The sequence below is a fragment of the Halomonas sp. hl-4 genome, from assembly GCF_900215475.1.
Classification (GTDB): Bacteria; Pseudomonadota; Gammaproteobacteria; order Pseudomonadales; family Halomonadaceae; genus Vreelandella.
The window spans coordinates 2,287,597-2,308,969 of record NZ_LT907845.1 but is presented as its reverse complement, the minus strand read 5'-3'; the positions used below and the strand labels follow the sequence as shown (position 1 = coordinate 2,308,969).

17 protein-coding genes, 1 tRNA gene and 1 pseudogene are annotated in these 21,373 nt (G+C 51.6%); 7 read left to right on the top strand and 12 right to left on the bottom strand.

All coding sequences use genetic code 11. From position 1 onward, the window contains the following. Positions 1–4: 4 nt before the first annotated feature. Genes CPH17_RS10930 through CPH17_RS10920 form a run of 3 tightly spaced genes read right to left on the bottom strand, consistent with a single transcriptional unit; the run spans position 5 to position 2,778 of the window. Positions 5–1,264, bottom strand: coding sequence for a TRAP transporter large permease (locus CPH17_RS10930; protein ID WP_074394872.1), 1,260 nt, complete (start codon positions 1,262–1,264; stop codon positions 5–7). Then, the gene (locus CPH17_RS10925) at positions 1,261–1,785 is read right to left on the bottom strand and encodes a TRAP transporter small permease (RefSeq protein ID WP_074394873.1); all 525 of its coding nucleotides are present in this window, start codon (positions 1,783–1,785) and stop codon (positions 1,261–1,263) included. Before CPH17_RS10925 ends, CPH17_RS10930 begins: the two co-directional genes overlap by 4 nt. Beyond that, on the bottom strand, positions 1,786–2,778 hold the full coding sequence (locus CPH17_RS10920) for a TRAP transporter substrate-binding protein (protein WP_074394874.1): 993 nt from the start codon (positions 2,776–2,778) through the stop codon (positions 1,786–1,788). It abuts the gene before it with no gap. Positions 2,779–2,920: 142 nt separating this feature from the next. On the opposite strand from CPH17_RS10920, the gene CPH17_RS10915 reads away from it, so the two are divergent. Continuing rightward, positions 2,921–2,997: transfer RNA gene (locus CPH17_RS10915), tRNA-Arg, on the top strand. Between the two features lie 120 nt (positions 2,998–3,117). On the opposite strand, the gene CPH17_RS10910 is transcribed toward CPH17_RS10915, so the two are convergent. From CPH17_RS10910 to CPH17_RS10890, 5 genes are all read right to left on the bottom strand, one after another. After that, entirely contained in the window at positions 3,118–3,657 is a 540-nt protein-coding gene (locus CPH17_RS10910; protein WP_096299480.1) for a hypothetical protein, read from the bottom strand. Between the two features lie 118 nt (positions 3,658–3,775). Continuing rightward, positions 3,776–4,768: an IS30 family transposase gene (locus CPH17_RS10905; RefSeq protein WP_074394883.1), complete on the bottom strand. Its 993-nt coding sequence runs from the start codon at positions 4,766–4,768 to the stop codon at positions 3,776–3,778. An 84-nt stretch (positions 4,769–4,852) separates the two neighbouring features. Next, complete coding sequence (locus tag CPH17_RS10900; protein ID WP_441316772.1) at positions 4,853–5,314, bottom strand: GFA family protein; 462 nt, start codon at positions 5,312–5,314, stop codon at positions 4,853–4,855. A gap of 116 nt (positions 5,315–5,430) precedes the next feature. Continuing rightward, complete coding sequence (locus CPH17_RS10895) at positions 5,431–5,697, bottom strand: hypothetical protein (protein WP_096299476.1); 267 nt, start codon at positions 5,695–5,697, stop codon at positions 5,431–5,433. A gap of 141 nt (positions 5,698–5,838) precedes the next feature. Next, positions 5,839–6,309, bottom strand: coding sequence for an SRPBCC family protein (locus tag CPH17_RS10890; protein WP_096299474.1), 471 nt, complete (start codon positions 6,307–6,309; stop codon positions 5,839–5,841). Positions 6,310–6,411: 102 nt separating this feature from the next. Between CPH17_RS10890 and CPH17_RS10885 the strand changes: the two genes are divergently transcribed. From CPH17_RS10885 to tnpC, 3 genes are read left to right on the top strand one after another with little or no spacing between them, the layout of a single operon-like run. Continuing rightward, positions 6,412–6,624 carry a hypothetical protein gene (locus CPH17_RS10885; RefSeq protein WP_074394775.1) on the top strand — a complete coding sequence of 71 codons (213 nt, stop codon included), beginning with the start codon at positions 6,412–6,414 and terminating at the stop codon, positions 6,622–6,624. Further along, positions 6,621–6,977 (top strand): IS66 family insertion sequence element accessory protein TnpB, encoded by a 357-nt coding sequence (gene tnpB / locus CPH17_RS10880; protein ID WP_074394776.1) that lies wholly within the window; start codon positions 6,621–6,623, stop codon positions 6,975–6,977. The genes CPH17_RS10885 and tnpB overlap by 4 nt, the downstream gene beginning before the upstream one ends. Positions 6,978–7,020: 43 nt before the next feature. Next, positions 7,021–8,619, top strand: a complete 1,599-nt coding sequence (tnpC, locus tag CPH17_RS10875) for an IS66 family transposase (RefSeq protein WP_074394777.1) — start codon at positions 7,021–7,023, stop codon at positions 8,617–8,619. 779 nt (positions 8,620–9,398) lie between these two features. On the opposite strand, the gene CPH17_RS10870 is transcribed toward tnpC, so the two are convergent. The 4 genes from CPH17_RS10870 to hsdR all read right to left on the bottom strand — a co-directional run bounded on the left by CPH17_RS10870 (position 9,399) and on the right by hsdR (position 19,145). Next, positions 9,399–13,376, bottom strand: a complete 3,978-nt coding sequence (locus CPH17_RS10870) for an RNA-directed DNA polymerase (RefSeq protein WP_096299472.1) — start codon at positions 13,374–13,376, stop codon at positions 9,399–9,401. Then, positions 13,363–15,135 carry a restriction endonuclease subunit S gene (locus tag CPH17_RS10865; RefSeq protein ID WP_096299470.1) on the bottom strand — a complete coding sequence of 591 codons (1,773 nt, stop codon included), beginning with the start codon at positions 15,133–15,135 and terminating at the stop codon, positions 13,363–13,365. Before CPH17_RS10865 ends, CPH17_RS10870 begins: the two co-directional genes overlap by 14 nt. After that, the gene (locus tag CPH17_RS10860; RefSeq protein WP_096299468.1) at positions 15,132–16,613 is read right to left on the bottom strand and encodes a type I restriction-modification system subunit M; all 1,482 of its coding nucleotides are present in this window, start codon (positions 16,611–16,613) and stop codon (positions 15,132–15,134) included. Before CPH17_RS10860 ends, CPH17_RS10865 begins: the two co-directional genes overlap by 4 nt. A gap of 87 nt (positions 16,614–16,700) precedes the next feature. Beyond that, complete coding sequence (gene hsdR / locus CPH17_RS10855; RefSeq protein ID WP_096299466.1) at positions 16,701–19,145, bottom strand: EcoAI/FtnUII family type I restriction enzme subunit R; 2,445 nt, start codon at positions 19,143–19,145, stop codon at positions 16,701–16,703. A gap of 229 nt (positions 19,146–19,374) precedes the next feature. On the opposite strand from hsdR, the pseudogene CPH17_RS20265 reads away from it, so the two are divergent. The 3 genes and pseudogenes from CPH17_RS20265 to CPH17_RS10845 form a co-directional block, all read left to right on the top strand. Beyond that, positions 19,375–19,763, top strand: a pseudogene (locus CPH17_RS20265) (transposase); the annotation flags it as partial. Continuing rightward, a complete protein-coding gene (locus tag CPH17_RS19955) occupies positions 19,732–20,079 on the top strand; it encodes an IclR family transcriptional regulator C-terminal domain-containing protein (protein ID WP_231898023.1) in 348 nt (115 codons plus the stop codon). The pseudogene CPH17_RS20265 and the gene CPH17_RS19955, both read left to right, overlap by 32 nt. A gap of 479 nt (positions 20,080–20,558) precedes the next feature. Continuing rightward, positions 20,559–21,020 (top strand): hypothetical protein, encoded by a 462-nt coding sequence (locus CPH17_RS10845; protein WP_096299464.1) that lies wholly within the window; start codon positions 20,559–20,561, stop codon positions 21,018–21,020. Positions 21,021–21,373 lie beyond the last annotated feature (353 nt).

The following is a 21,373-nucleotide window of genomic DNA, read 5'->3' as shown; positions in this document are numbered from 1 at the left end:
AAGCTCAGCCCGACAAGCCAAGCCACATCGGTACGTAAACGACCAATAGCAGCACGCCGATCAACCCAAGCAAATAGGGCACGATGGCCTGGGTGATGCGTTCCAGCGGCAACTGCGTCACCGAAGAGGCCACGTACAGGTTGATGGCCACCGGCGGGGTGATCATGCCGATGGATAGCCCCACCACGATGATCAGGCCGAAGTGGATCGGGTCGATGCCCAACTGCAGCGCAAGCGGCAGCAGCACCGGCGTCAGAATGATCAAGGCGCTGGCGGTTTCGATAAACACCCCGGTGAGCAGAATCACCGCGACGATCAGCAGCATGATCACGTACGGGTCGGTGGACAGTGACAGCACCGATTGGGCAATTGCCCCCGGCACCTGCCAACTGGAGAGCGTCCAACTGAGCACCGCCGACATGGCAATCACCAGCATGATCACCGAGGTGGTCATCGCCGAGCGGATCAGCAGCCGATACACATCAGGGAAGGTGAGGTCACGGTACACAAACAGCGACACCATGATGGCGTAGTTCACCGCCACCACGGCGGCTTCAGACGGCGTAAAGATGCCCGAGAAGATGCCGCCCAGGATAATCACCGGGGTCATCAGCCCCCAGCTGGCGTCTTTAAAGGTGCGCAGAATCACCGGCCACGACAGCGGCGTGCCTTTGGGATATTGGCGCCGATAGGCCTGAATAATGGCAATCGCCATCAGCCCCAGGCCCATCGCCAGGCCCGGCAGAAAGCCGTTCAAGAACAGCTTGGATACCGACTGCTGGGCGATGACCGCGTAGATGATCATCGGCACCGAGGGCGGAATCACCACCCCGATGGTGCCGCTGGCGGCGATGAGGCCGGCCGCCGATGCCGGATCGTAGCCCTTACGCTTGAGTTCGGGCACCAGGCTTGAGCCCACGGCGGCGGTCGTGGCGGCGCCCGAGCCGGAAATCGCGGCAAAGAACATCCCCGCCATGATCGAGACGAGCGACAGCCCGCCGCGCATGAAGCCCACCAATGAATCGGCAAAGCTGACCAGCTTTTCGCTGACCTTGCCCTGGGCCATTAAATCGCCGGCCAGAATAAACATTGGAATGGCGACCAGCGCGAAGGAGTTGATGCCCTGAAACATCTGCTGGGGCACCACCATCAATGGCACCCCTGCCTGATAAAGCGCAAACAGCGTGCTGGCGCCAATCGCGAAAGCAATGGGCACGCTGAGCAGCATCAGACCAAAAAACAGCCCAAACAGGAGCAGCGTCATAGCGGCGTCTCCCTGGGCTCATGGGTATCGCCGGTGAGTATCAGCTCTACGGCATCGACCAGCGCATACCAGGCCATCACGCCGGCGCAGAAGGGCACCACGGCGTAGACGTACGACATCGGCACGCGCATGGCCGCCGACTTCTGGAAGCTCTGCACCTGCATGTATTCCACGCTGATCACCGCCAGGGCGATCAAGAAGGCCACCACCACCAGCGTAGCCAGCAACCGCGCCAACTGACGCAGCCGAACGGGCAGGGCATCAACGGCAAAGGTCACCGCGATATGCCGGCCGCGCTGAAAGGCCGACGTCCCGGCAAGAAACGTCAGCCACACCAGCAAGAAGCGTGCGAGTTCTTCGGTCCATTCCACCGCGCTAAACAGCACGCGGGAAAGGATTTGTAACGTGATAACGCCAATCAGGGCCGCCATGCCCACAAACACCACGGGCTGGATGACGCCATCCAGCCCGCGCTCAACACGGCGCAGCCCAACGATCAGCGAGTGGGCGCGTTGGGTCACTTATTCCAATGCCTCCCGAATGCGCGGCAGGTAATCACCAAACTGCTCGGCGTATTCGTCATACACCGGCTGCACGGCGTCCTGGAATGCTTCGATATCGGGCGAGTCGTTAATTTCCATGCCCGCCTCGCGTAGCTCGGCGAGCTGTTCTGCTTCCATTTCGGCGTTCACCTGGCGCTCATGCTCGGCAGCCTCTTGAGCGGCTTCTTCCAGAATCGTTTGGGCGTCTTCGGGGAGTTGGTTCCACACGGAAGCCCCCATGACGAAAATTGCCGGCGCATAGGTGTGGCGCGAGAGCGTCATGTAATTCTGGGTTTCGTCCAGGTTGAACGAGTGAATCACGTTGACCGGGTTTTCCTGGCCGTCGATGGTGCCCTGCTGCATGGCAGTGAGCGCTTCGGTCCAGGCCATGGGGATGGCGTTCGCGCCCAGCTCGCGGAAGGTGTCGGTATACACCGGATTTTCCATCACGCGGATACGCAGGCCGTCCAAATCGTCCGGCGTGTTAACCGCGCGCTCGCTGTTAGTCAGGTTGCGGAAACCGCGCTCGGCGTAGGCCAGACCCTTCAGGTTCACCTCGGAGAGTTTGTCCAGCAGTTCCTGGCCGATGGGGCCGTCGAGTACCTCGTAGGCGGCTTCGGGCGAGGGGAACAGGAACGGCAGCTCAAACACCGCCATTTCCTCGACAAAGTTGGCCACCGGCCCGTTAGTGATCACACCCATATCGACGGTGCCGATCTGCATGCCTTCCAGCAGCGTGCGTTCGTCACCCAGCGAGGCGTTGGGATGAATTTCAATATCCACCTTGCCGTCGGTGCGTTCTTCGACAAGCTCTTCAAATTTGGTGGCCGCAATATGGAAGCCGTCCTGTTCGTTGACCACATGCGCCAGGCGCAGAGTAACGGGTTCCATATCGTCAACGGAGGCGTTAGCGCCACTTACCAGCGCCAGTGAGATGCCCAGTGCCAGCGTGCTGCGTGCAAATGTTTTCATTTTTTTGTGTTCCCGATGCGTAAGGTTCAGAAATGCCTGTCAAGCATGCACCAAGGCGTTGAAAAGGGTCAATTGAAGCACGCCGTAAAACCGCCGAGCGGCTAGACACAGCGCCTGCGCACCGGTAGGATACGCCACCAATGCGCCCGTAGCTCAGTTGGATAGAGTATCGGCCTCCGAAGCCGAGGGTCGCAGGTTCAAATCCTGCCGGGCGCGCCAAAATCATTAAAATGGCCTGCGAGAAATCGTGGGCCATTTTTTTGGCTGGTATGGGTCTTGAGCAGTCTTTTAGGCGTCACTGATATAGCGCTTTAACGCCTGTGTTGGACCGGCGCATGACTAGCGGTGCCACTCTATGACCGCGACTGTGTACATGATTGATAGCGACTCTCTCGCGTTACGGAACAGTATTTCGCGTGGATCGACCCGCTTTGCCAGTGATAGCTGCCCTATGGTGTATGGATGATCAAATGGCTTTAGATGAGTGAACGGGTTTCTGAAAGCGCGCATTTGATCAACCCTGTTCAAGATGAACGCATGCTGTGGGCGCAGAACCAGCAGTCGCTTAAGAATTGCGCTGATTCCCTTCTTTGCGACGGAATGCTCGCCGAGTTCGTCCATGAGAATCTGCAACCTATGTTCTATGAATGCTTGTGCAAGCATTAAGGTGGCAACGTACAGACCGCTAACGAAAGCGTCTCTTGCTTCCGTGAATACCAGGAACGACTCATGTGGCATCGCGAACCCGGCATCAGGAGCAATACTCATGACGTACGAGAGATTGCGCGCACGAGCCGACAGAGTATCTGCATCCATTTCCGCGAGGTACGCCTCGACTTCGTCGTTCTGCTGAACGTCATCTCCGAGCAAGTCTTTCACGATTTTTTAGGTCCAACGCCCAGCTCAGCAGGCAATTGAAGCGCAGCGTAAATTGCTCCACTGCAGCTGATTGTTATGTGTCACTACATTTTCTCCGATATTGCCTTTATTCCTGAATTCAACTAATAAGTGCAGCACCCGCGGTTTCTAGCGCTCCTGAATATTCTCCTAAGAACACCTGGGCTGGGGTTCGGTATCCCAGCCGCTTTCTGGGTCTATCGTTCAGCTTGTGAACAACGCGTCGCAGCTCTACATTAGTCACCTTCCGGAAGTCTGTACCTTTCGGAAAATACTGCCTGATCAGGCCGTTGGTGTTCTCGTTTGTCCCACGTTGGCCTGAGCAGTAAGGATCACAGAAATACACGGAGGCGCTAACCGCTTTTGCGACCGTCTCGTGGTCTGCAAACTCCGAGCCATTGTCTAGCGTGATCGTCTTCACCGCGCCCCGACGAGGCTTAAGTAACCGAACCATGGCTTTCTGCGTTAGTTCTGCCGTTACCTTTGGAAGACGTGCCGCCAACAAGTAGCCACTTCGTCGCTCTACCAACGTCACTATCCCCGCTTGCTTGTGCCCATAAAGCACCGTGTCGCCTTCCCAGTGACCGATGGTGAGGCGTCTTTCGATAGCAGGCGGCCGATGCTCTATCCCCACACGCTTAGGAATCTTGCCTAGTCCTGCGCTTTTGGCATTGGCACGATGTTTACTGCGACGCTTGGGCTGGCGGAGGTGTCGCCACAAATCGCCACCCTTGGCCTTATCGTCCCAGATCAACGAATAGACCCATTGATGACTCACCCCTATACCCGTCAACGGCGCCATAAAACCGCTAATCTGCTCTGGACTCCATTCTTCCCTAAGCCTGTCAGCTACGGCATTGATCAGGCTAGGGAGTCGCTTTGTCCACTTCCAAGCAGAGCGGCGTCTCTGATCGCTGTAACGCTGCGCTTTTGCGGGTTCATATCCCTTGGCACCTGAATTACGTCTCAGCTCACGGCTCACGGTACTGCTGTGAATGCCAAGCTGTTGAGCAATCTGACGTTGGCTCACCCCTACATCCCTGTGGGCAAAAATTTGATATCGTTGTGCCTGGGTCAGTTGTCGGTATCCCATACTCTGCTTCACTTTGGTCGGTAAGGCGGAGAGGGTACCGCTGCTGGCCCTCCTGCCTCTACCGTATGATCCAAAGTGCTGCAGTTATTCTATGAATTCAGGTTCTATTTTCTGCGCATATTCTTGGAGAAGCTCCGGAAACTTGTCCGCCGGTGGAAATTTGCTGAAACTATGCACTGCACCGGTAAAAGCCCATTCAAGCTTTTCATCTATGTAGGTTTCAACGAATGGCTTGTAAGCTCGAGAGTCCTCAAGCATTGTTGCGCGGACATTTACAAAATCATTCATACCTTCAGGGCGTGTAAATAGCCAGCTCATACAGTGCCCGCAGAAATAGTGGCGTGTGCTCCCATGAAGTCCACCGATCACAGGATCCCCGGATATAATTGCGAATGCAGTGCTGGGAAATAGCGAGCTTAGGCTAAATGCACTGGATGTCATTTTCTGACACCCTGTGCAGTGACATGCCATTGTGATCATTGGCGTTGCAGTAACCTCAATTTCTACCTGCCCGCAACGACAATGCCCCTTAACTTTATGCGACATACTATTCACGATAGTATTTCCCCAAGTTCATGTGGTTAATGCTTCTACTCATTCCGAGTCCAGTGGTCGGCAGCAGGCCACTAATAGGGCACAAATCGGTCCCGTTGACGCATTGGTTAAGAGTTTTTGGAGCGTACATAGAGGTACAGGTCCTTAAGCCACTCTCGTGCTTCTTGCGGGCTTTTCCAAAACCTTCCCATACTCTGATACTCAATTAGTTTTAGATGAATCGTGTTCTCATCTGCCAGCAAAAGGCTTTCAATATCACGCTCCAGCTCGCTGTCTCGGACGAGGCCTTCTTCATCAAAGTAGAATGCCCACAAGATTTTTTCATCTGAACTACCCACATCATGGACCCAGTCCTGATGGTAGTAGCAGGACATGAGGTATTCGAGTCGAGGATGATCTTCCAATGTGATGTGTACTCTTAACGCCCGCAGCACCGGGAAAGTTGTAGCGCCAGCGAAAACTCTGTCCGAGTGACTGCGTTTATTATGTGTTGGTAAAGCCAAACGTTTCGCAAATTAAGCGAGCTTCATGGCCAGCTTTTCCAATTGATCTATGGTAGCACCCCAGCCTTCCTCAAATCCCATTTCTAGGTGCTTATTGTTATCCTCTGGATTCTTATGCAATGCCTGAGCGGTATATTTGGTGCTCCCCCCGACATCTTCCAAAGTGATAATAGCGGTCATTGACAACCAAGGTTCATGCGGTTTCCAACCCTCGGTTAAAACCGTCGTGAAAACAATACGCTCACGAGGAACTATTTGCAGAAAACATCCTTCTACATGCGGCTGAAAATCCTTACCATTTTCGCTCATGAGAGTCTCGAAACCACCGCCTGGCGTCATATCCATCTGAACGACTTTGCATTTGATCGGCTCCGGAATCCACCATTGCTCAAAATGCTCCTTTTCAGTCCAAGCTTTCCAGACAATGGAGGGCGGTGCTTTAATAATGCGGGAGATAGTAAGTTTAAAGTTGTCGCTTTTCATTTGAATGCTCCTTAGATGCAAGGTAAGCGATCCAATAAACCCATCTACCTAATCTCGTGAGGGCTGATCACACTGGTGATCTCTTTGGTTTTGGAGATCGTCATGACCTGTGAACTCAACCCCACTCAGGCCTTTTGGTTGGGCCATCTCTATCATGCCTCAGCGCTGAATATGCCGTTAAGTGATTACGCCGACTCACAAGCGTTACCCCTCACCGACCTGCTGACATGGGAGAAGCGGTTAAGCGTGCAAGGCTTGCCGGTGCCACCACGCTGCCGTCCCGCGCGGTTTTTGTCGGTGGAGGTGGTGACATGATCCGCCCTGGTACCGACCTGACGGTTTATTTATGCCGCGAACCCGTGGATATGCGCAAGCAAATCGATGGGTTGGCCTTGCTGGTCCAGGAGGCCATGGACTTGAACCCGTTCGATCAGGCGCTGTTTGTGTTCGGCAACCGCCAACGCGATAAGGTGAAGCTGCTATTCTGGGAACGTAACGGCTTTGTGGTGTGGTACAAGCGCCTGGAGCGCGAGCGATTTAAATGGCCAACGCATCTGGAAGGCGACACGGTGACGCTGACCGGTCAGGAACTGAACTGGCTGCTGGATGGCGTTAACCTTAAGGCCATGCAACCTCATAAAGCGTTGTATTTTCAGCAGGTTGGTTAGTTTTTTCTCCTGTCTCAGCGGTGTTTTTGGTATACTCGGTAGTATGCAAAACGCCGATTCTTCCTCGCCAACGATCTCCCAGCTTGAGCGCAAGCTGGCCGCTGCTGACGCTGAAAATGCGCGGCTATTGGCGTTGATGGAGAAAAAAGAAGCCCAGTGGGAAGCCACCAAACAATCGCTGTTTGAACAGTTCCGGCTGGCCCTGGAGCGTCAGTTCGGTCCTTCCACCGAGAAGTATCAGGTGGATCAAAAGGACCTGCTGATCAACGAAGCCGAAGTGGCGGTTGACGAGGAAGACGGCGACACCGACGCAGCGGACAACGAGGCGGTTAATGACACCGTGGCCGAGCCCACGGCGCCGGCGAAGAAACGCCGCTCTCGGGGTGGCCGGGTAGCGTTGCCGCCCGAGCTTCCACGGGTTGAGGTGGTGCATGATCTCCCTGAAGAGGCACGTCACTGTCAGGATGATGGCACCGCGCTCACGGTCATCGGCGAAGAAGTGAGCGAGGAACTGCACGTCGTGCCCGCCTGGGTGGAGGTGATCCGTCATGTGCGACGTAAGTATGCGTGCCGAACCTGCGAAGACGGCGTCAAGACTGCCCCGGCGCCCGCTAAGTTACTGCCGAAAAGCAATGCCAGCGCCACGCTGCTGGCCTATGTCGCCACCGCCAAGTACCAAGACGCCTTGCCGCTGTATCGGCAAAGCCAGATTTTTGCCCGCCATGGGGCGGAGATCCCCCGCAATACGCTGGCCCGGTGGATGGTGCAGGCCGGTGAACGCATCGCCCCGCTGATCGAGACGCTACGCCGACACCTGCTCCGTTCCCTGCTGATCCATATGGATGAAACGACGCTCCAGGTGAACCAAGAAGCGGATCGCAAAGCCAGTGCCACCTCTTACATGTGGGTGCAGCGCGGGGGGCCGCCAGGCCAACAGGTGGTCTTGTTCGATTATGACGCCAGCCGTGCCGGGCGAGTGCCTGTGCGCCTGTTGGGTGACTATGCAGGTCGCTTGGTCACCGATGGCTACGAAGGCTACGCCGAGGTGGTGCGTCGCAATGGGATCACCCAGGCGGGCTGTTGGGCACATGCACGGCGCAAGTTCGTCGAGGCGCAAAAAGTGCAGCCCAAAGGCAAAACCGGCAAAGCGGACTGGGCGCTGAACCAGATCCGTAAGCTGTACGGCGTGGAAAAACAGGCCAAAGCACTTGAGCCCGAAGCACGCCACAGGCTGCGTGAGCAGAAGAGCCAACCCTTAATCGCTCAACTGCGCACCTGGCTCGACAAGTCACTGGCGCAGGTGCTGCCTAAAAGTGCGCTGGGAAAAGCCCTGCACTACCTGGATCATCAGTGGCCGCGCCTGACCCGGTTCCTCGATGATGGCCTGATCCCGCTGGACAACAACCCGGCCGAAAATGCCATCCGCCCGTTCGTCGTCGGCCGCAAAAACTGGCTGTTCAGCCATACGCAGAGCGGCGCTCACGCCAGTGCGGCGATCTACAGCCTGATCGAAACCGCGAAAGCCAATGGCCTCTCGCCCTACGACTACTTACAACACGTCTTCAAGACACTGCCCACCCTCAACGATGATGAACTGACGACGCTGCTGCCCTGGCAGTGGAAAGAGACCTTACCGGTCTAAGCGAAGCTTGCATAGATGGGGTTTATGGCGCGCTTACGTTGGTATGGAGCCCTGATCGTCATTTGTGCCGCTGCTGAGCACAGTATTCATCTTCGCTATTCACCTGATAGCCCATTAACTGGCCCGGGGAGGTGTTGCATGATCAATGCGTTAACTGCGAAAGGTATGCCGAAGGGCGTTATTGTCGAGGTAGGACAATGAGCAATGCCAGGATGATGCCCGGCTGGCGAAAAGTGCGCCGCTCACTTAGTTTTAGTTCAAGTTTTTGTCCGTTTTCGAGTTATTGATTGCCTAAAACCCATTGATAGCAAAAGGATTTTTGACAGTTTTCAGATTTATCTCATTTTTTGATGCATTACTCATCGCGAGGCTTTATGAGTGTTTCGTGCTGGTGCTATCGTTCGATAGCGTTAATTTGAAGAAACGCTTTTTGTGGGGATGCCGTTGGGCTCTTAGTGAGGCGCAGGTTCGACCTGCTTTTAAACGCTGTTTCATTTCACATCGTCAGCTGCGATGCCGTATCAACTAATATACGGTTTGCAAAGTCAATATTTATTCTTTTAAAACATAAAGTCAATAGTCTTTTTAAGTGAGCTAGTAATAGTTAAAAGATTTCATCAGTGACGTAAAAGTACACTGAGTGTACTTTTCAAGGCGGATTTGATCGCTTTACCGTTATTCGAAGATAACCTTTTTGATTCTTTTAGATAAGAATTACCTACAGGTGCTTTAAAAGTGCACTGAGCGTACTTTTAAAGCACCTATGACGATTCAGTAACCTAAATCCCTGCTGGCGCAGCTTTCTGTTTTATACCTGACTGCATGCTCACGCCAACACCGTCACGTCTAAAATCAAACATATTCATCTTGAAGGTGTTTATTGTCACTTGGTCATTGCCACTCGAATGTGCAATCAATCGATCGTATCGTTCGTTATAGGGTGCCATGGCGTAGGAGCCACCGTATTCGCCGGTATTGACCAGAACAACATGCTGGTACATGTGGTAGTGAAGAGCTTCAACCATTGAATCAAAGGTATTCACATCACGATTGAGTGCCGGAATCATAAGAGCGTGGGATTTGTCACGCAGGTCTGCACTCAGCGCTATATCTGTAGAATCGAAACAGATAGCAGCCGTGAGCGTAAAGCCTGGGGCAGTTGGAAAAGCTGGATGTGCAAGCTCTAGCATGAGCTGATATGGGCGCCACGGTTGAACTTTCATCTTTGTTTCAGATGCAGTCATGTGGTGCTTTCCCTGCAATCTTCGAATTTCGTTCTTGTTGCCGTTGTGTTTTCTGGGTACTACCCAGACGGCACAGTTATTCGGGCCCTTCACATTTGACTGATTAATAAATCCAAGACCCGCGACCACAATCGCATGGGTTTTTCGGGAAAGATGGATCAGGATATCTATATCATCTTCATGAACAGCCAACTCAGGTAATATGATTAGATCAATGTTTTGTTCCCGCTCACCGTTAGTTGGCTTCTCAATATGCTGGGCCTCGATATGCTTGGTTACGAGTTTTGCAACTCGTGCCAGATGTTTCCGATGTTTTACCCTAAACTCGGGCGCGTCTAAATATAGGCCATGCTCAACAAAGTTCTTTTGTAGTGGCATCTTCGTTTGAACCATGGCCACAACCAAGCTTCTTTTAGAAAGGTCCCAATTGGGTGAAATGAGCTCAGGAAGGCCTAGCATGCCGGATTGCTGACAGTAACATTCTTTGAGTTTGGCGAGCCGCTTTTCAACTAACGTTCTGACATTTTCAATTGTTAGTTCAGTCGGCCAAGGGTACCCATGGTCATTAATACGGATACCGGGCCACTTGAGCAATTTGGATAACAAAGTAGTAAGCCAGCCGGAGAACTGAGCGGCTTCACCCGCTAAAGACTCTGGCGTAGTCAGCAGGCCAATTTGCCTTTTGTACTGGGTTGATTTTAGGCCACGGTAACCTGTTTTCGGTGAAATGGTTTGCCCAAAACCTGTAGGATCACCAGAGCCTGCTAGTACGGAACGAAGGCAGAGAGCTATGCGTTGAAGAACAAAGGTGTCGTCGTGCTCAGAGTATAAATGTTTCGTCGCCTCTGTGAGTGTCGAATGGAATTTGATCTCTATCAACAGGTGAGTGTTAAAAACTTCGTAGGTAGGTGGAGCTGAAAATTTTTCAAATATTACTTTTGTCTTTGCCAAGTCGATAACGTCGCTCCGCTCGGCTTTTTCAAAATCGGCATTTTTCTTTTCATCAAGCAGCGCCTGCATCAGTTTTAGCGCCATTATCTCATTATCAAAAGGGTTGTCTGGACGCGAGATAAGTTTGTATAGCGGTGTGGCGGATTTAATTTCTACAAGTGGTTTGGCTGACGGTCGGATGCCGATATAGAGCTTTTCAACTAACTCAGGTACCCCCATTTCATCAAGCCATTTATACCTTAAAGGCCGGGCATGAAGGATAAGAGAGCGGAACAGCTCTGCATCCTGAATGGCTATTAGCTCCAATACCTTTTTCGCATTTTCCAACTTCTCCAACAAGCTTGCAGATGCTCGGAGAAGCGGCTTCGTATCTCCTATTAGCTGACTGGCAATGAGGATCCCTGCTGAGATATCTCGTGTTACCAAATCGTTAGGGAGGGTGATATTACGGAAACCTTTAGCAAGCTTAAAAATATAGTCGTGAAAAGGACAGCCAGAGCTAGTTTCGAGTGTGGTATCAAGTCTCACTAACAACAGGAATCGAGCTTGAGCAGCCAGAAAGTCAAAACTTTTAGAGTTGCTCTGTTCCGGTGAAGCAGAAGCTTCTTCTTCTGAATCATCTGAGTCGCTTAGGGTTTTCGTAGCGCTAGTAATAGCTACCGCCGAAGTTTGCAGTCGTTCAAAAAAACCATCAACATCGGCATGAGCTGGAATAGCCTGCCTGTCTTTGCGATGAATAACAGTAGCTGCATGCCGGAAAATTTCTGCGAGGCAATAATTTCCAATTGCGGCTTGCTTAATTGCTTGTGGCTCAGATATCCCAAGGGAGAAAGTCTGGGGCAGGTTTTGTAGGTAACCAATTTGTTCTAATACCGGCTCAAGCAGTTTAGTTCCTGGAAACAGTTCAAGGCCTTTCTTGAGCAATAAAGCCAGTGCGGGGTCGCGGCTCCAGCAGGCGACCAAGCGCCGAGCGAGTCTTTCCTGCAAGTAGTCCCACTCTCCGGGTATCGAGTGGCCGTTGTCATCGATCTCACGGGATGTGAAATGACGAATATTATTTAGAAGTCTTGATATTTTGTTTGCTGCGAATCTTTTAAGCGTGTCTTCACGAATATCAAAGATATCTTTTTCTATTGCAGCCAGCCGATTGAATCGTCCTGAACTGTTGCTCTGATCCTCTGAGGCGCCACTTGATAAAGCGAGTAACGATTCCAGTTGACCAAGATGAATCTCCACATCCTCGTGTGATACCGGGCCTGACACATTGGTCTGGATGTCTTCTAGCGTCTGGGAGATGCCAATAGATTTACCTCTGAAAATTTCAACCTTAGTTTTCTTTTTATTAGCCTCAAGGTTCAGGTAATTCAGCTCAGATTCTATATTTTCTATTACTGCCAACTTAATAATATCCAAATGATTATTAGCTTTACAGCCGTCTACTGAAATCTTTTCTTCCAGCTTTTCCCGATTAGGCCCTATCAGCACAAGGCGCATATCATCAACATAGCGGCAGTAATCAACGAGTCTTATGTCACCTTCATCACTAATAAAATTTCCTATTAATCCCTTCATGTGCTCATCGAAATTAGCCATATAAATGTTTGCTAGAAAGCCCGATGCAACCAATCCTTGAGGCAATCCTAAAGGGGCTGTTGGTACACCCTCTGAGAAGCATACTTCTCCGAAGGTGGCTTTAGCTAATGACGACCAGTTCCAATCTTTAAAAGCGCTAAGGACATTACCTATAGTCGCCTCATCGATTTCTTTAGTAGGCCCTTGTTCCCGTGCCAGCTCTTTAATTTTGTCTATCAGTATCTGTCGGTCGATACGATCGAAAAACTGAGATAAGTCGAGCTCAAGTAGATATACCTCTTCATCTTCTGACTTTTCTTGCAGCACTTTTCTAGCAAAATGATAGGGCCGTTCGAGGAATTTACGATAGTCAGTAAAAAACTTACTGTAAGTGGTCGTTGCACCGTAGCTGTGTTCAGCTTTGTCAGCTTCGTATCGGCAATAGAGTCGGTTGCCGTAGCTGACAACGCCTTTTTCATGGGTCTTCTTGTATTCAATTGATGGGTCTCCCTGCTTTGTCTCCACTTCGTCCGCGAGGCACATCATAACGAGCGTCATAATCGTCTGTTCACGAATTCCTATGTGGGCCAGAGGCCTTAGTTTCAGGAACTCATTATCTTCGTCTTCATCCTCCTGCTTATTGCCGGCTCTCTTAGCTTTCTCGCCTGGTTTCTTGGGCTGCCAAACCAGCTTGAAATCAGCGCCCCCTATGGAATTGATCGGATCAACGAACTCCCATGAATGGGTTTTTGGTGCAGGAACGAGCTCAAGGGGCCTGAATGCCAATTCGTCCTTAATATCTTCAACCCATTCGCTACAGCGGTTCGGTAAGTCGATGGAAGACACATCGAGCTCAAAATTATCTGCATACCAGTTCGCTGTGCGGATGTAGTCATGGGCCTTCTTCCACGCAAGTGCCATGAGCAATGGATCTGTGAGGCAATCGTCATTCAGAACAAGCTTTTCGTACTTTTTATCAAAAACCGGCATCACGGTCTCCTTCTCTGAGTTCTTGTTCCACCACCGCTTCAGCTAGTTGGCAGCATGTTTCACTGGACTGGCTCAGACGTTTCTTTAGTTGGTCGCAGAGGGCAATCAGCTCATCGACTTTTTGAACGATGCGGTGTTGTTCGGCCAGGGGAGGTAACGGAATTAGAATGTCGGCAATTTTCCCGGTGTTGAGATTTGGCTGGGCGCCTCCCGCTGCATTTTCGCGAATCTCGTCATAAAGCTTAACAAAACATAGCTTTATGTATTGCCTGTGGCTTGCATCTTCAATTATCGGTTGGATTGCTGCGCAGGCCTGGTTCGTTCCAGCTGCAACTTTAAGTTCAGTTATCTGGCCCCGCGTCTTCCCTTGACCATACATGGCGACTATCAATGTTCCGGTCGGATAGATTGAGATGTTGGTTTCTTTTACTGCGAGACTTGATACACGCTCATTCGTGTCGCATATGAACGTCTGACTTGTTTCCCCGCTGGTTACCCACGGGTATTCTGGTGGCGAATAATAGTCTGGACGACCTCTAGAGGGGGTCGCACCGGTGCCAATCAGAGTAAATCTGCCAAGTTTTTCCCATCTCCACCCCTTGGGTAATTCATAAGGGAAGCTCCCTTCGACCAAAGCTAATGCTTTGGGCTTCCTGATAGTGCCTTCGCTAACTCGTTGGCCTATTTCTTCGTCTATACACTTGATAAGATTTTTGGCAGGCTCATCCCCTGCATTCTGCTCCACCAGTCGCCCCATCACTGCTAGTTGCAGAATGGTCTGCTTGAGCTTGTCGATGCCTTGGTCGGTGGTAAACAGCGTATCGAAGTGCTCAGCAAGGCGTGCCCAATTGTTGGCCAGTTCGGTGGCGTTGGCGGATTGGGTTAAGGTGCCAAGCAGGGAATCCACCAGGGTTTCGTGGGCGTCGAGCTGGTCGCTGGTGTGCTGTTCCAGGCGGTCGCAGAGGGCCATCAGTTCATCGACTTTCTGGACGATGCGCTGTTGTTCTTCTAGTGGAGGAATAGCGACTGGAATTTCCTTTAGTTTTGAAGCCTTGATGCCGGTCGCAGTCATTCCAGTAGCATTCTCTACCAGTTGTCCCTGAAACGGTGAGGCCAATATCTGAATAAGCATGAATTCAGATATTTCAGGAATATGCCACTGGAAACAGATAGCACGCTGGGCTAGTGCGAACTCTTCATCTAAATCTACAATGGCAGCGTTGCCTAGCGGAGCCTCGGGCGTGAACAGTAAATCGCCTTTGCGAGGAAATCCACGAGTCATCCAACTGGTGTAGTCTGCCTCACTAATAAATTCTTCTGGTTGTAGGTCGATGTGCCCTTGGCGAATATTTTTGGCGGTGATAAGTCGTTTGCCAGTACTTATTTTGGCTGGTGTTTTGCCACGGTAATCAATGAATTTAGCCATGTTACCCAGCCTTACCCAGGCCCAACTGCTGGGTATGCATAGATACTCATCACTGAAGGACAAACTGTCACTAGCTTTTGTGCGCAACCCCTCAGTGTTTGTCAGACGGAGTCGGAGCTGTAGCATTTTAGACACTAAAATAGCGGCAGGCTCATCATTCGGATCTTGCTCGACTAGCTTCCCGCGCACCGCCAATTCCAGAATCAACTCCCGCAGCTTCTTGATGCCGTTCAGCTCAACCTTGCCATTACTCCCGCGGCCACTGCTGGACTTCTTCGTGACCGCGCCGGTCCAAAGGTCCAGATGCTCCGTAATCAGTGCTTGTGCACTCATGCCTGCTCTCCCACATCACGGGTGAGCGCATCCCCGAGGATGGCTTTCAGCTGGTCACGCAGTTCCTGAATCTCAGCCTGTTGCTGTTCGTACTTCGCCAGCAGTTCGTCGGGGTCGTGACTGACCTCTTCGCCCTGCCAAGGGTTCTTAATATCCAGGTTGTAGTTTCGCGCCTTGATCTCATCGATCGAGACCTTCCAGGCCTGGTGGGTTTCCTCACGGCTGGCAAAGCCATCAGCTTCAGAGCCCCACCAGTCGATTTCGGCCTGGAACTCGGCAAACTTCATGGGTCGGGTTTTGCTGTAGTTTTTATAGCCTTCGGGATAGGGGTGCTCGTAGTACCATACGGTTTCCGTGGGCTTACCCTTGGTGAAGAACAGCAGGTTGGTCTTGATGCCGGTGTAGGGGTTAAACACGCCGTTGGGCAGGCGAACGATGGTGTGCAGGTTGCACTCTTCCAGCAGCTTTTCTTTGAGGCGGATTTTCATGCCTTCGCCAAATAAAAAGCCATCCGGCAGGATCACTGCGGCGCGGCCTCCGTCCCTGAGCAGGTGAATGAACAGGGTCATAAACAGGTCGGCGGTTTCCCGGGTGCGAAAGGCACTGGGAAAATTGGTTTCAATGCCATCCTCTTCCATGCCGCCAAAAGGCGGGTTGGCAACGATGACATCTACCCGTTCTTTTGGCCCCCAACTGATGAGTGGGCGGGCCAAGGTGTTGTCGTGCTTAATCTGATCCGGCACTTCGATGCCATGCAGAATCATGTTGGTGGTGGCCAATAGGTGCGGGAGGGGCTTTTTCTCGACCCCATGAATGCTCTTCTGCAGGGTCTGTTCATCCTGCGTTGTCTCTACGTAATGCTTGCGCTTGTGCTCGATAGCGCAGGTGAGAAAGCCGCCGGTACCGCAGGCAGGATCCATCACTTTTTCATTCAGTTTCGGGTCTACCCGGTTGACCATAAATTCGGTCACCGCACGAGGTGTATAGAACTCACCTGCGTTGCCAGCGCTTTGCAGGTCTTTGAGGATCTGTTCGTACATATCGCCGAGTTCGTGTCGCTCGGCGGATTTATTGAAGTCGATGCCGTCCTGTAATTTGTTGATCACTTGGCGCAGTAAATGGCCAGATTTCATATAGTTGTAAGCATCTTCAAACACATTGCGTACTACTACTCCACGGTAGTCATCTCCTCTGGGCTGCAACTGCTGCAGGCCAGGAAATAGCATATTATCGATAAAATCTTTCAGCTCAATGCCGGTCATGCCTTCTGGGTCGGTAGCCCAATTACGCCAGCGAAGCGGCTCAGGGATGGGCGAGCGATAGGCAGCATCGAACATTTCCCACTCTTGCTCGCGGTCATCAAAAATCTTCAGAAATAGCAGCCACACCAACTGCCCTACACGCTGGGCGTCACCGTCCACGCCAACGTCTTTGCGCATGATGTCTTGGATGGATTTAATCGTGGTGCTAATGGCCATGGTGAATCGTTACCTATGCAAGTGACACAAGCTTACCTGCACGGCGAACGGCGCAGGTCGGGGAAATGAGAAGGATATCAGCCCAGGCTAGGCAATTGGCCGATAAAGGGCGTTTTCTAATTCTAACAGCGCTTGGTCATAACCTGGTTTACCGCCGAAGGCTTGGACTAGCTCCATTGGAGCGCCGATACGGCTAAAGGGCGCCAGCGTAAGCACTTTGGGGTCTTCAATGGGTGCAATGCCAGCATCGGCATATTTTTCTACTAGTGACTCAAGCACTTCACGTGCTTGGCCTTCATAGCGGGTGAAGATATCGCGCTTTTTGACTTCGTCGGCCCTCCCGCGACGAGTAAGCGGGGGGCGATCAAAGGCAATATGGCAAATAACATCGAATGGGTCTGGCTCAGCGCCCCAGGCTTTGCCTAGCTCGGCCGTCAGCTCTTCCCAGAAAACACCCTGTTCTGCCAGTTCATCAAGAATGGCCTGCTTGCGTTCCGCTTGCTGCCAACGGCGTAAAAAATCATTGAGCGTGGCGTATTGCGCTTGCACCTGTTGACGGGTGTAGTCACGCAGGCTTTCAGTGATCAGCTTGCCATCTGGCCCCAGGTATTGGACTCGCTCTGCAACAATGCTGACTTCTACGTCATCTACCACATATTTACGCCTTGGCTCTGGCTTCTCGGTTGTACCGAGACCGTCACTGTCATCCGATTCCCAGATAGCGTTATCATCCACCTCGTACTCTGCCCAGTCCGTTTCTACGCCTTCGGTGTTTGCCTCATCCTCAGCGCTTTCTTCTTCCACCCCATACACATCGGTTTGCTCGTCTTCAGGCACGATCGGCGCGTCATCCGAGTGGGGCTGATATACCTGAACGGGCTCGCCGTCGAAGTCGGGGTCGGCGAACAGCTCGGTGGCTTTTTTGAAGTCGAGTATGGTGAACCAGTGCTTGTGGTAGTCGTCGTTAATACGCGTGCCACGACCAATAATTTGTTTGAACTCGGTCATTGATTGAATGCGTTGGTCGAGCACGATCAATTTGCAGGTCTGGGCGTCTACCCCGGTGGTCATCAGCTTGCTGGTGGTGGCAATGACCGGGCAGCGTTCTTCCGGGTTGATAAAGTTATCCAGCTCTGCTTTGCCTTCCTGCTCGTCGCCGGTAATGCGCATTATATACTTGCGATTTTCGGCCACGCGTTTGGGGTTGAGGTTCACTAATGCCTGGCGCATGCGCTCGGCGTGGTCGATATCTTCGCAGAAGACGATGGTTTTTTGATACGGGTCAGTGCTCTCCAGCAGCTCTGTAATTTTGGCGGCCACCAGAGCGGTGCGTTTTCCCAGCACTAGCTGTTTATCAAAGTCTTTTTGGTTATATATGCGGTCTTCAATCTCTTGACCGAGCTTATCCCGCTGGCCCTTGCTGGGGCGCCAGCCTTGCAGATCTTTATCGATATCGACCCGCACGACTTTGTAAGGTGCGAGAAAACCGTCTTCGATACCCTGTTTGAGCGAGTAGGTATATAGCGGCGCACCGAAGTAGTCGATATTGGAGACCTCTTTGGTCTCCTTAGGCGTGGCGGTTAGGCCGATATGGGTAGCCGCACTGAAATAGTCCAGAATCTTGCGCCAAGCGGAATCTTCCGCCGCGCTACCCCGGTGGCACTCATCAATAACAATCAGATCGAAGAAGTCTGGAGAGAATTGCTTATAGATGTTTTGCTCTTCCTCACTACCGGTCACAGCTTGGTAGAGCGAAAGATAAATTTCGTACGACGAATCAACGGTTCGGTTGGTGACCTTGGTCATCGCCTGACCAAAGGGTTTGAAGTCATTGTTCTTGGTTTGGTCGACCAGAATATTGCGGTCGGCGAGAAACAGGATTCGCTTCTTCTGGCGCGACTTCCATAGCCGCCAGATGATCTGAAAAGCGGTAAACGTCTTGCCGGTGCCCGTTGCCATGACAAGTAGAATACGATTTTGGCCGCGTGCTACGGCCTCGACAGTGCGGTTAATTGCTATGCGCTGGTAATAGCGTGGTGTTCGCCCGCTGCCGTCATCGTAGTAAGGCTGCTCAATAATAGGGCGAGCGTTTGGCTGAATGCCTTTGTACTGGCAATAACGTTCCCAGAGCGTTTCCGGCGAAGGGAACTCCGCCATGGTGAGCGTGGTTTCGGTTTGCTCGCTCAACCCAGTCCGGTCATGAAAAAGAAAGCCATCGCCGTTGCTGGAGAACACAAAGGGCACGTCTAGCGCGTCACTGTAAGCTAGCGCTTGTTGCATGCCATCACCCAGGCTATGGCGGTTGTCTTTTGCCTCGATGACTGCGATCGTTTGATTTTTCTGATAGCTCAGCAGGTAATCTGCCCGACGCTTTTTACCCCGTGTGTGCATCCGACCGCGAACGATGATCCGCCCGGCGGTAAACGTTACCTCTTCACGAATCTGCGTTTGGATATCCCATCCCGTCTGCAATAGCGCAGGGGTAATGAACTTGGTGCAAATGTCGCGCTCACTGAGGGCCTTCTTATCCATAGCAGATCTGCTCGTCTGTCGGGTTGGGCTTTGATTGCCAAAGCTTACGATACTCAGCCGACTTAAACATCCTATGCTAGGCTGAATTTGTTAAGGTGGGTGAAGCAGGCAGTAATAATCGATAGGATCATTGGGCAAAGTACTGGAAATGTAGTGACTGTTTACGACCGAGGCTGTGTGAAAACGTAGTGGCCGCTATACTTTGCCAAGGTCCCCAGAGGAAATGGTGATTAAGCGATTCGTGGTAGGCGAGGCCATAGACCAAAGCACGCTATTACCTACGCTTTTGGACGACTTCATCGCCGACGATAACCCGGTCCACGCTATTGAGGCATTTGTTGACGGACTCGACCTTAAAGATATGGGCTTCAAAGATGTTGATACGCACGCTGCCGGGAGACCGGCTTATCATCCAGCTGTTCTTTTAAAGCCCTACATCTATGATTATCTCAATCTTATTCAATAAAGTCGCCGGTTAGAGCGCGAGACCCAGCGCAATGTCGAGCTAATGTGGCTGATGGAGCGTTTAGCGCCGGATTTTAAGACGGTGGCCGATTTTCGAAAGAATAATGGCGAGGCTTTCGCGGTGTTTGTCGAGAGTTCACCCTGCTTTGTCGCCCTTGATGAAGCTACCTGCGAGCAGTATCTGGCTCAATTGACGCTAGAGCCCGTCACGCATCGTACTTGCACGACGATTGATGCGCTGCGTAAGGAGTTCACAGTGACGCGGGAGCTTGGCTACGCGATCGATGACGAGGAGAACGAGCTAGGGATTATCTGTTTCGGGCAGGCTGGGCGCGGTGCCGGTGGCCGAGTTGAAGGGGCCATCAGTGTCAGCGTGCCATGCTATCGATTACCAGATAATGGGCAGCAACGTATTTTTGGCGTGCATCCATTCATTATGTCTCAATGCCGGTTTGGTGTAAGTGTGTAGACTTTGGTTGGCGTAGCGGCAGATATATATCTCCTTGACTGCAAGATGCTTCATATCTGTTCGAGCTGGCGCTTCTTTTGTGCAAAGCATATTTCTCAGCGGGTAATGTAATTTTTACTAGCAGTTAGATTAGTGGGCGCTTAAAAAGTATGAGTTGACAATTTTTTGTCAAGGTGACTAGTTTTAAGTCTCTTGAATTACATGACTAATGTTAAAGAAAAACTCTGGACTCAATTATAAAAAGCTAAGCCCTTTACTGAACGTGTTGTTGATCGGATCCACTCGAATCCGCCTTCAGCGGCCAGTAATGAACGCTTCAAGCTCTAACCACAGGATGCTGCAGAACGTGCGAATGACTGCTTCTCGGTCTATCTATGGCATTTGTCTAGCTCCTCGACTAACGCTGCATGACGAAGAAGGCCTTATTACAGTTTAATACACCATTGTTTAGGTTATGGCAGCAACAATAGGGGGGAAGCATGAAAAGGTTTGTCAAAGTCTTCAGTGTGATCGAGCGCATCGCCATCTTGATCACAATGATCGCAGCATTCCTCACAATTGTTCAATATTTGCTGGAGACAGAAGATCGCGCTGCGAACAGCCGTGCAACAACTCTTACCACATATCTTGCCTGCCAAAATTTACTGCGTTTCGCAATTTACCAAGAAGAGGATGTTATACACCAGCTTTTGCTTTCAACAGTTGAGCTTACTGATGCAGCGCCATTCTGCGCCGAAGTACAAGGTGATCTTTACGACTCCTTGGAAGAAGCCAGAGCGCGCGCTGACGAAACCGACGAGGAAGCTTGGCGGCGAGTTCTCAGTGGCGACAAATCCTACTTCCAGAGTGGTCCGCTCTGGCCGTTACCTCCTCATGCGAACGACAATGATCTACCCCCTGATGACGACGCAGCGAAAGGTAGTGTGGAGATTCAACCATAGTTAGCCTTTGGTTAGCTATGGTCAAAAATGAGTTCGACCGTGCCGGAATTACCTCATTGGGAATATCATATGAAATGATGTGTGGAAGTTGATATTCGAGCTAGTGCAACGAATGTCCGTTCGGCCTACACAGTTGAAATTCGAGACAGCAGCTAGAGATCGCTTATATATTTAAAGTCCACTCACACGGTGCATATGGGCTGGAGGTGTAACAAATCTAGTAAGGGGCTTGAAAAAAGCGCTGAGAGGAAGGCCGTCTATCATGCTTTGAAAATGAGAGTGGTACAATACAATCAACTTTAAGAGGACGGAACAAATGAGCGAACTGTCTCGGTTTTTAGTTGGCGTTTCAC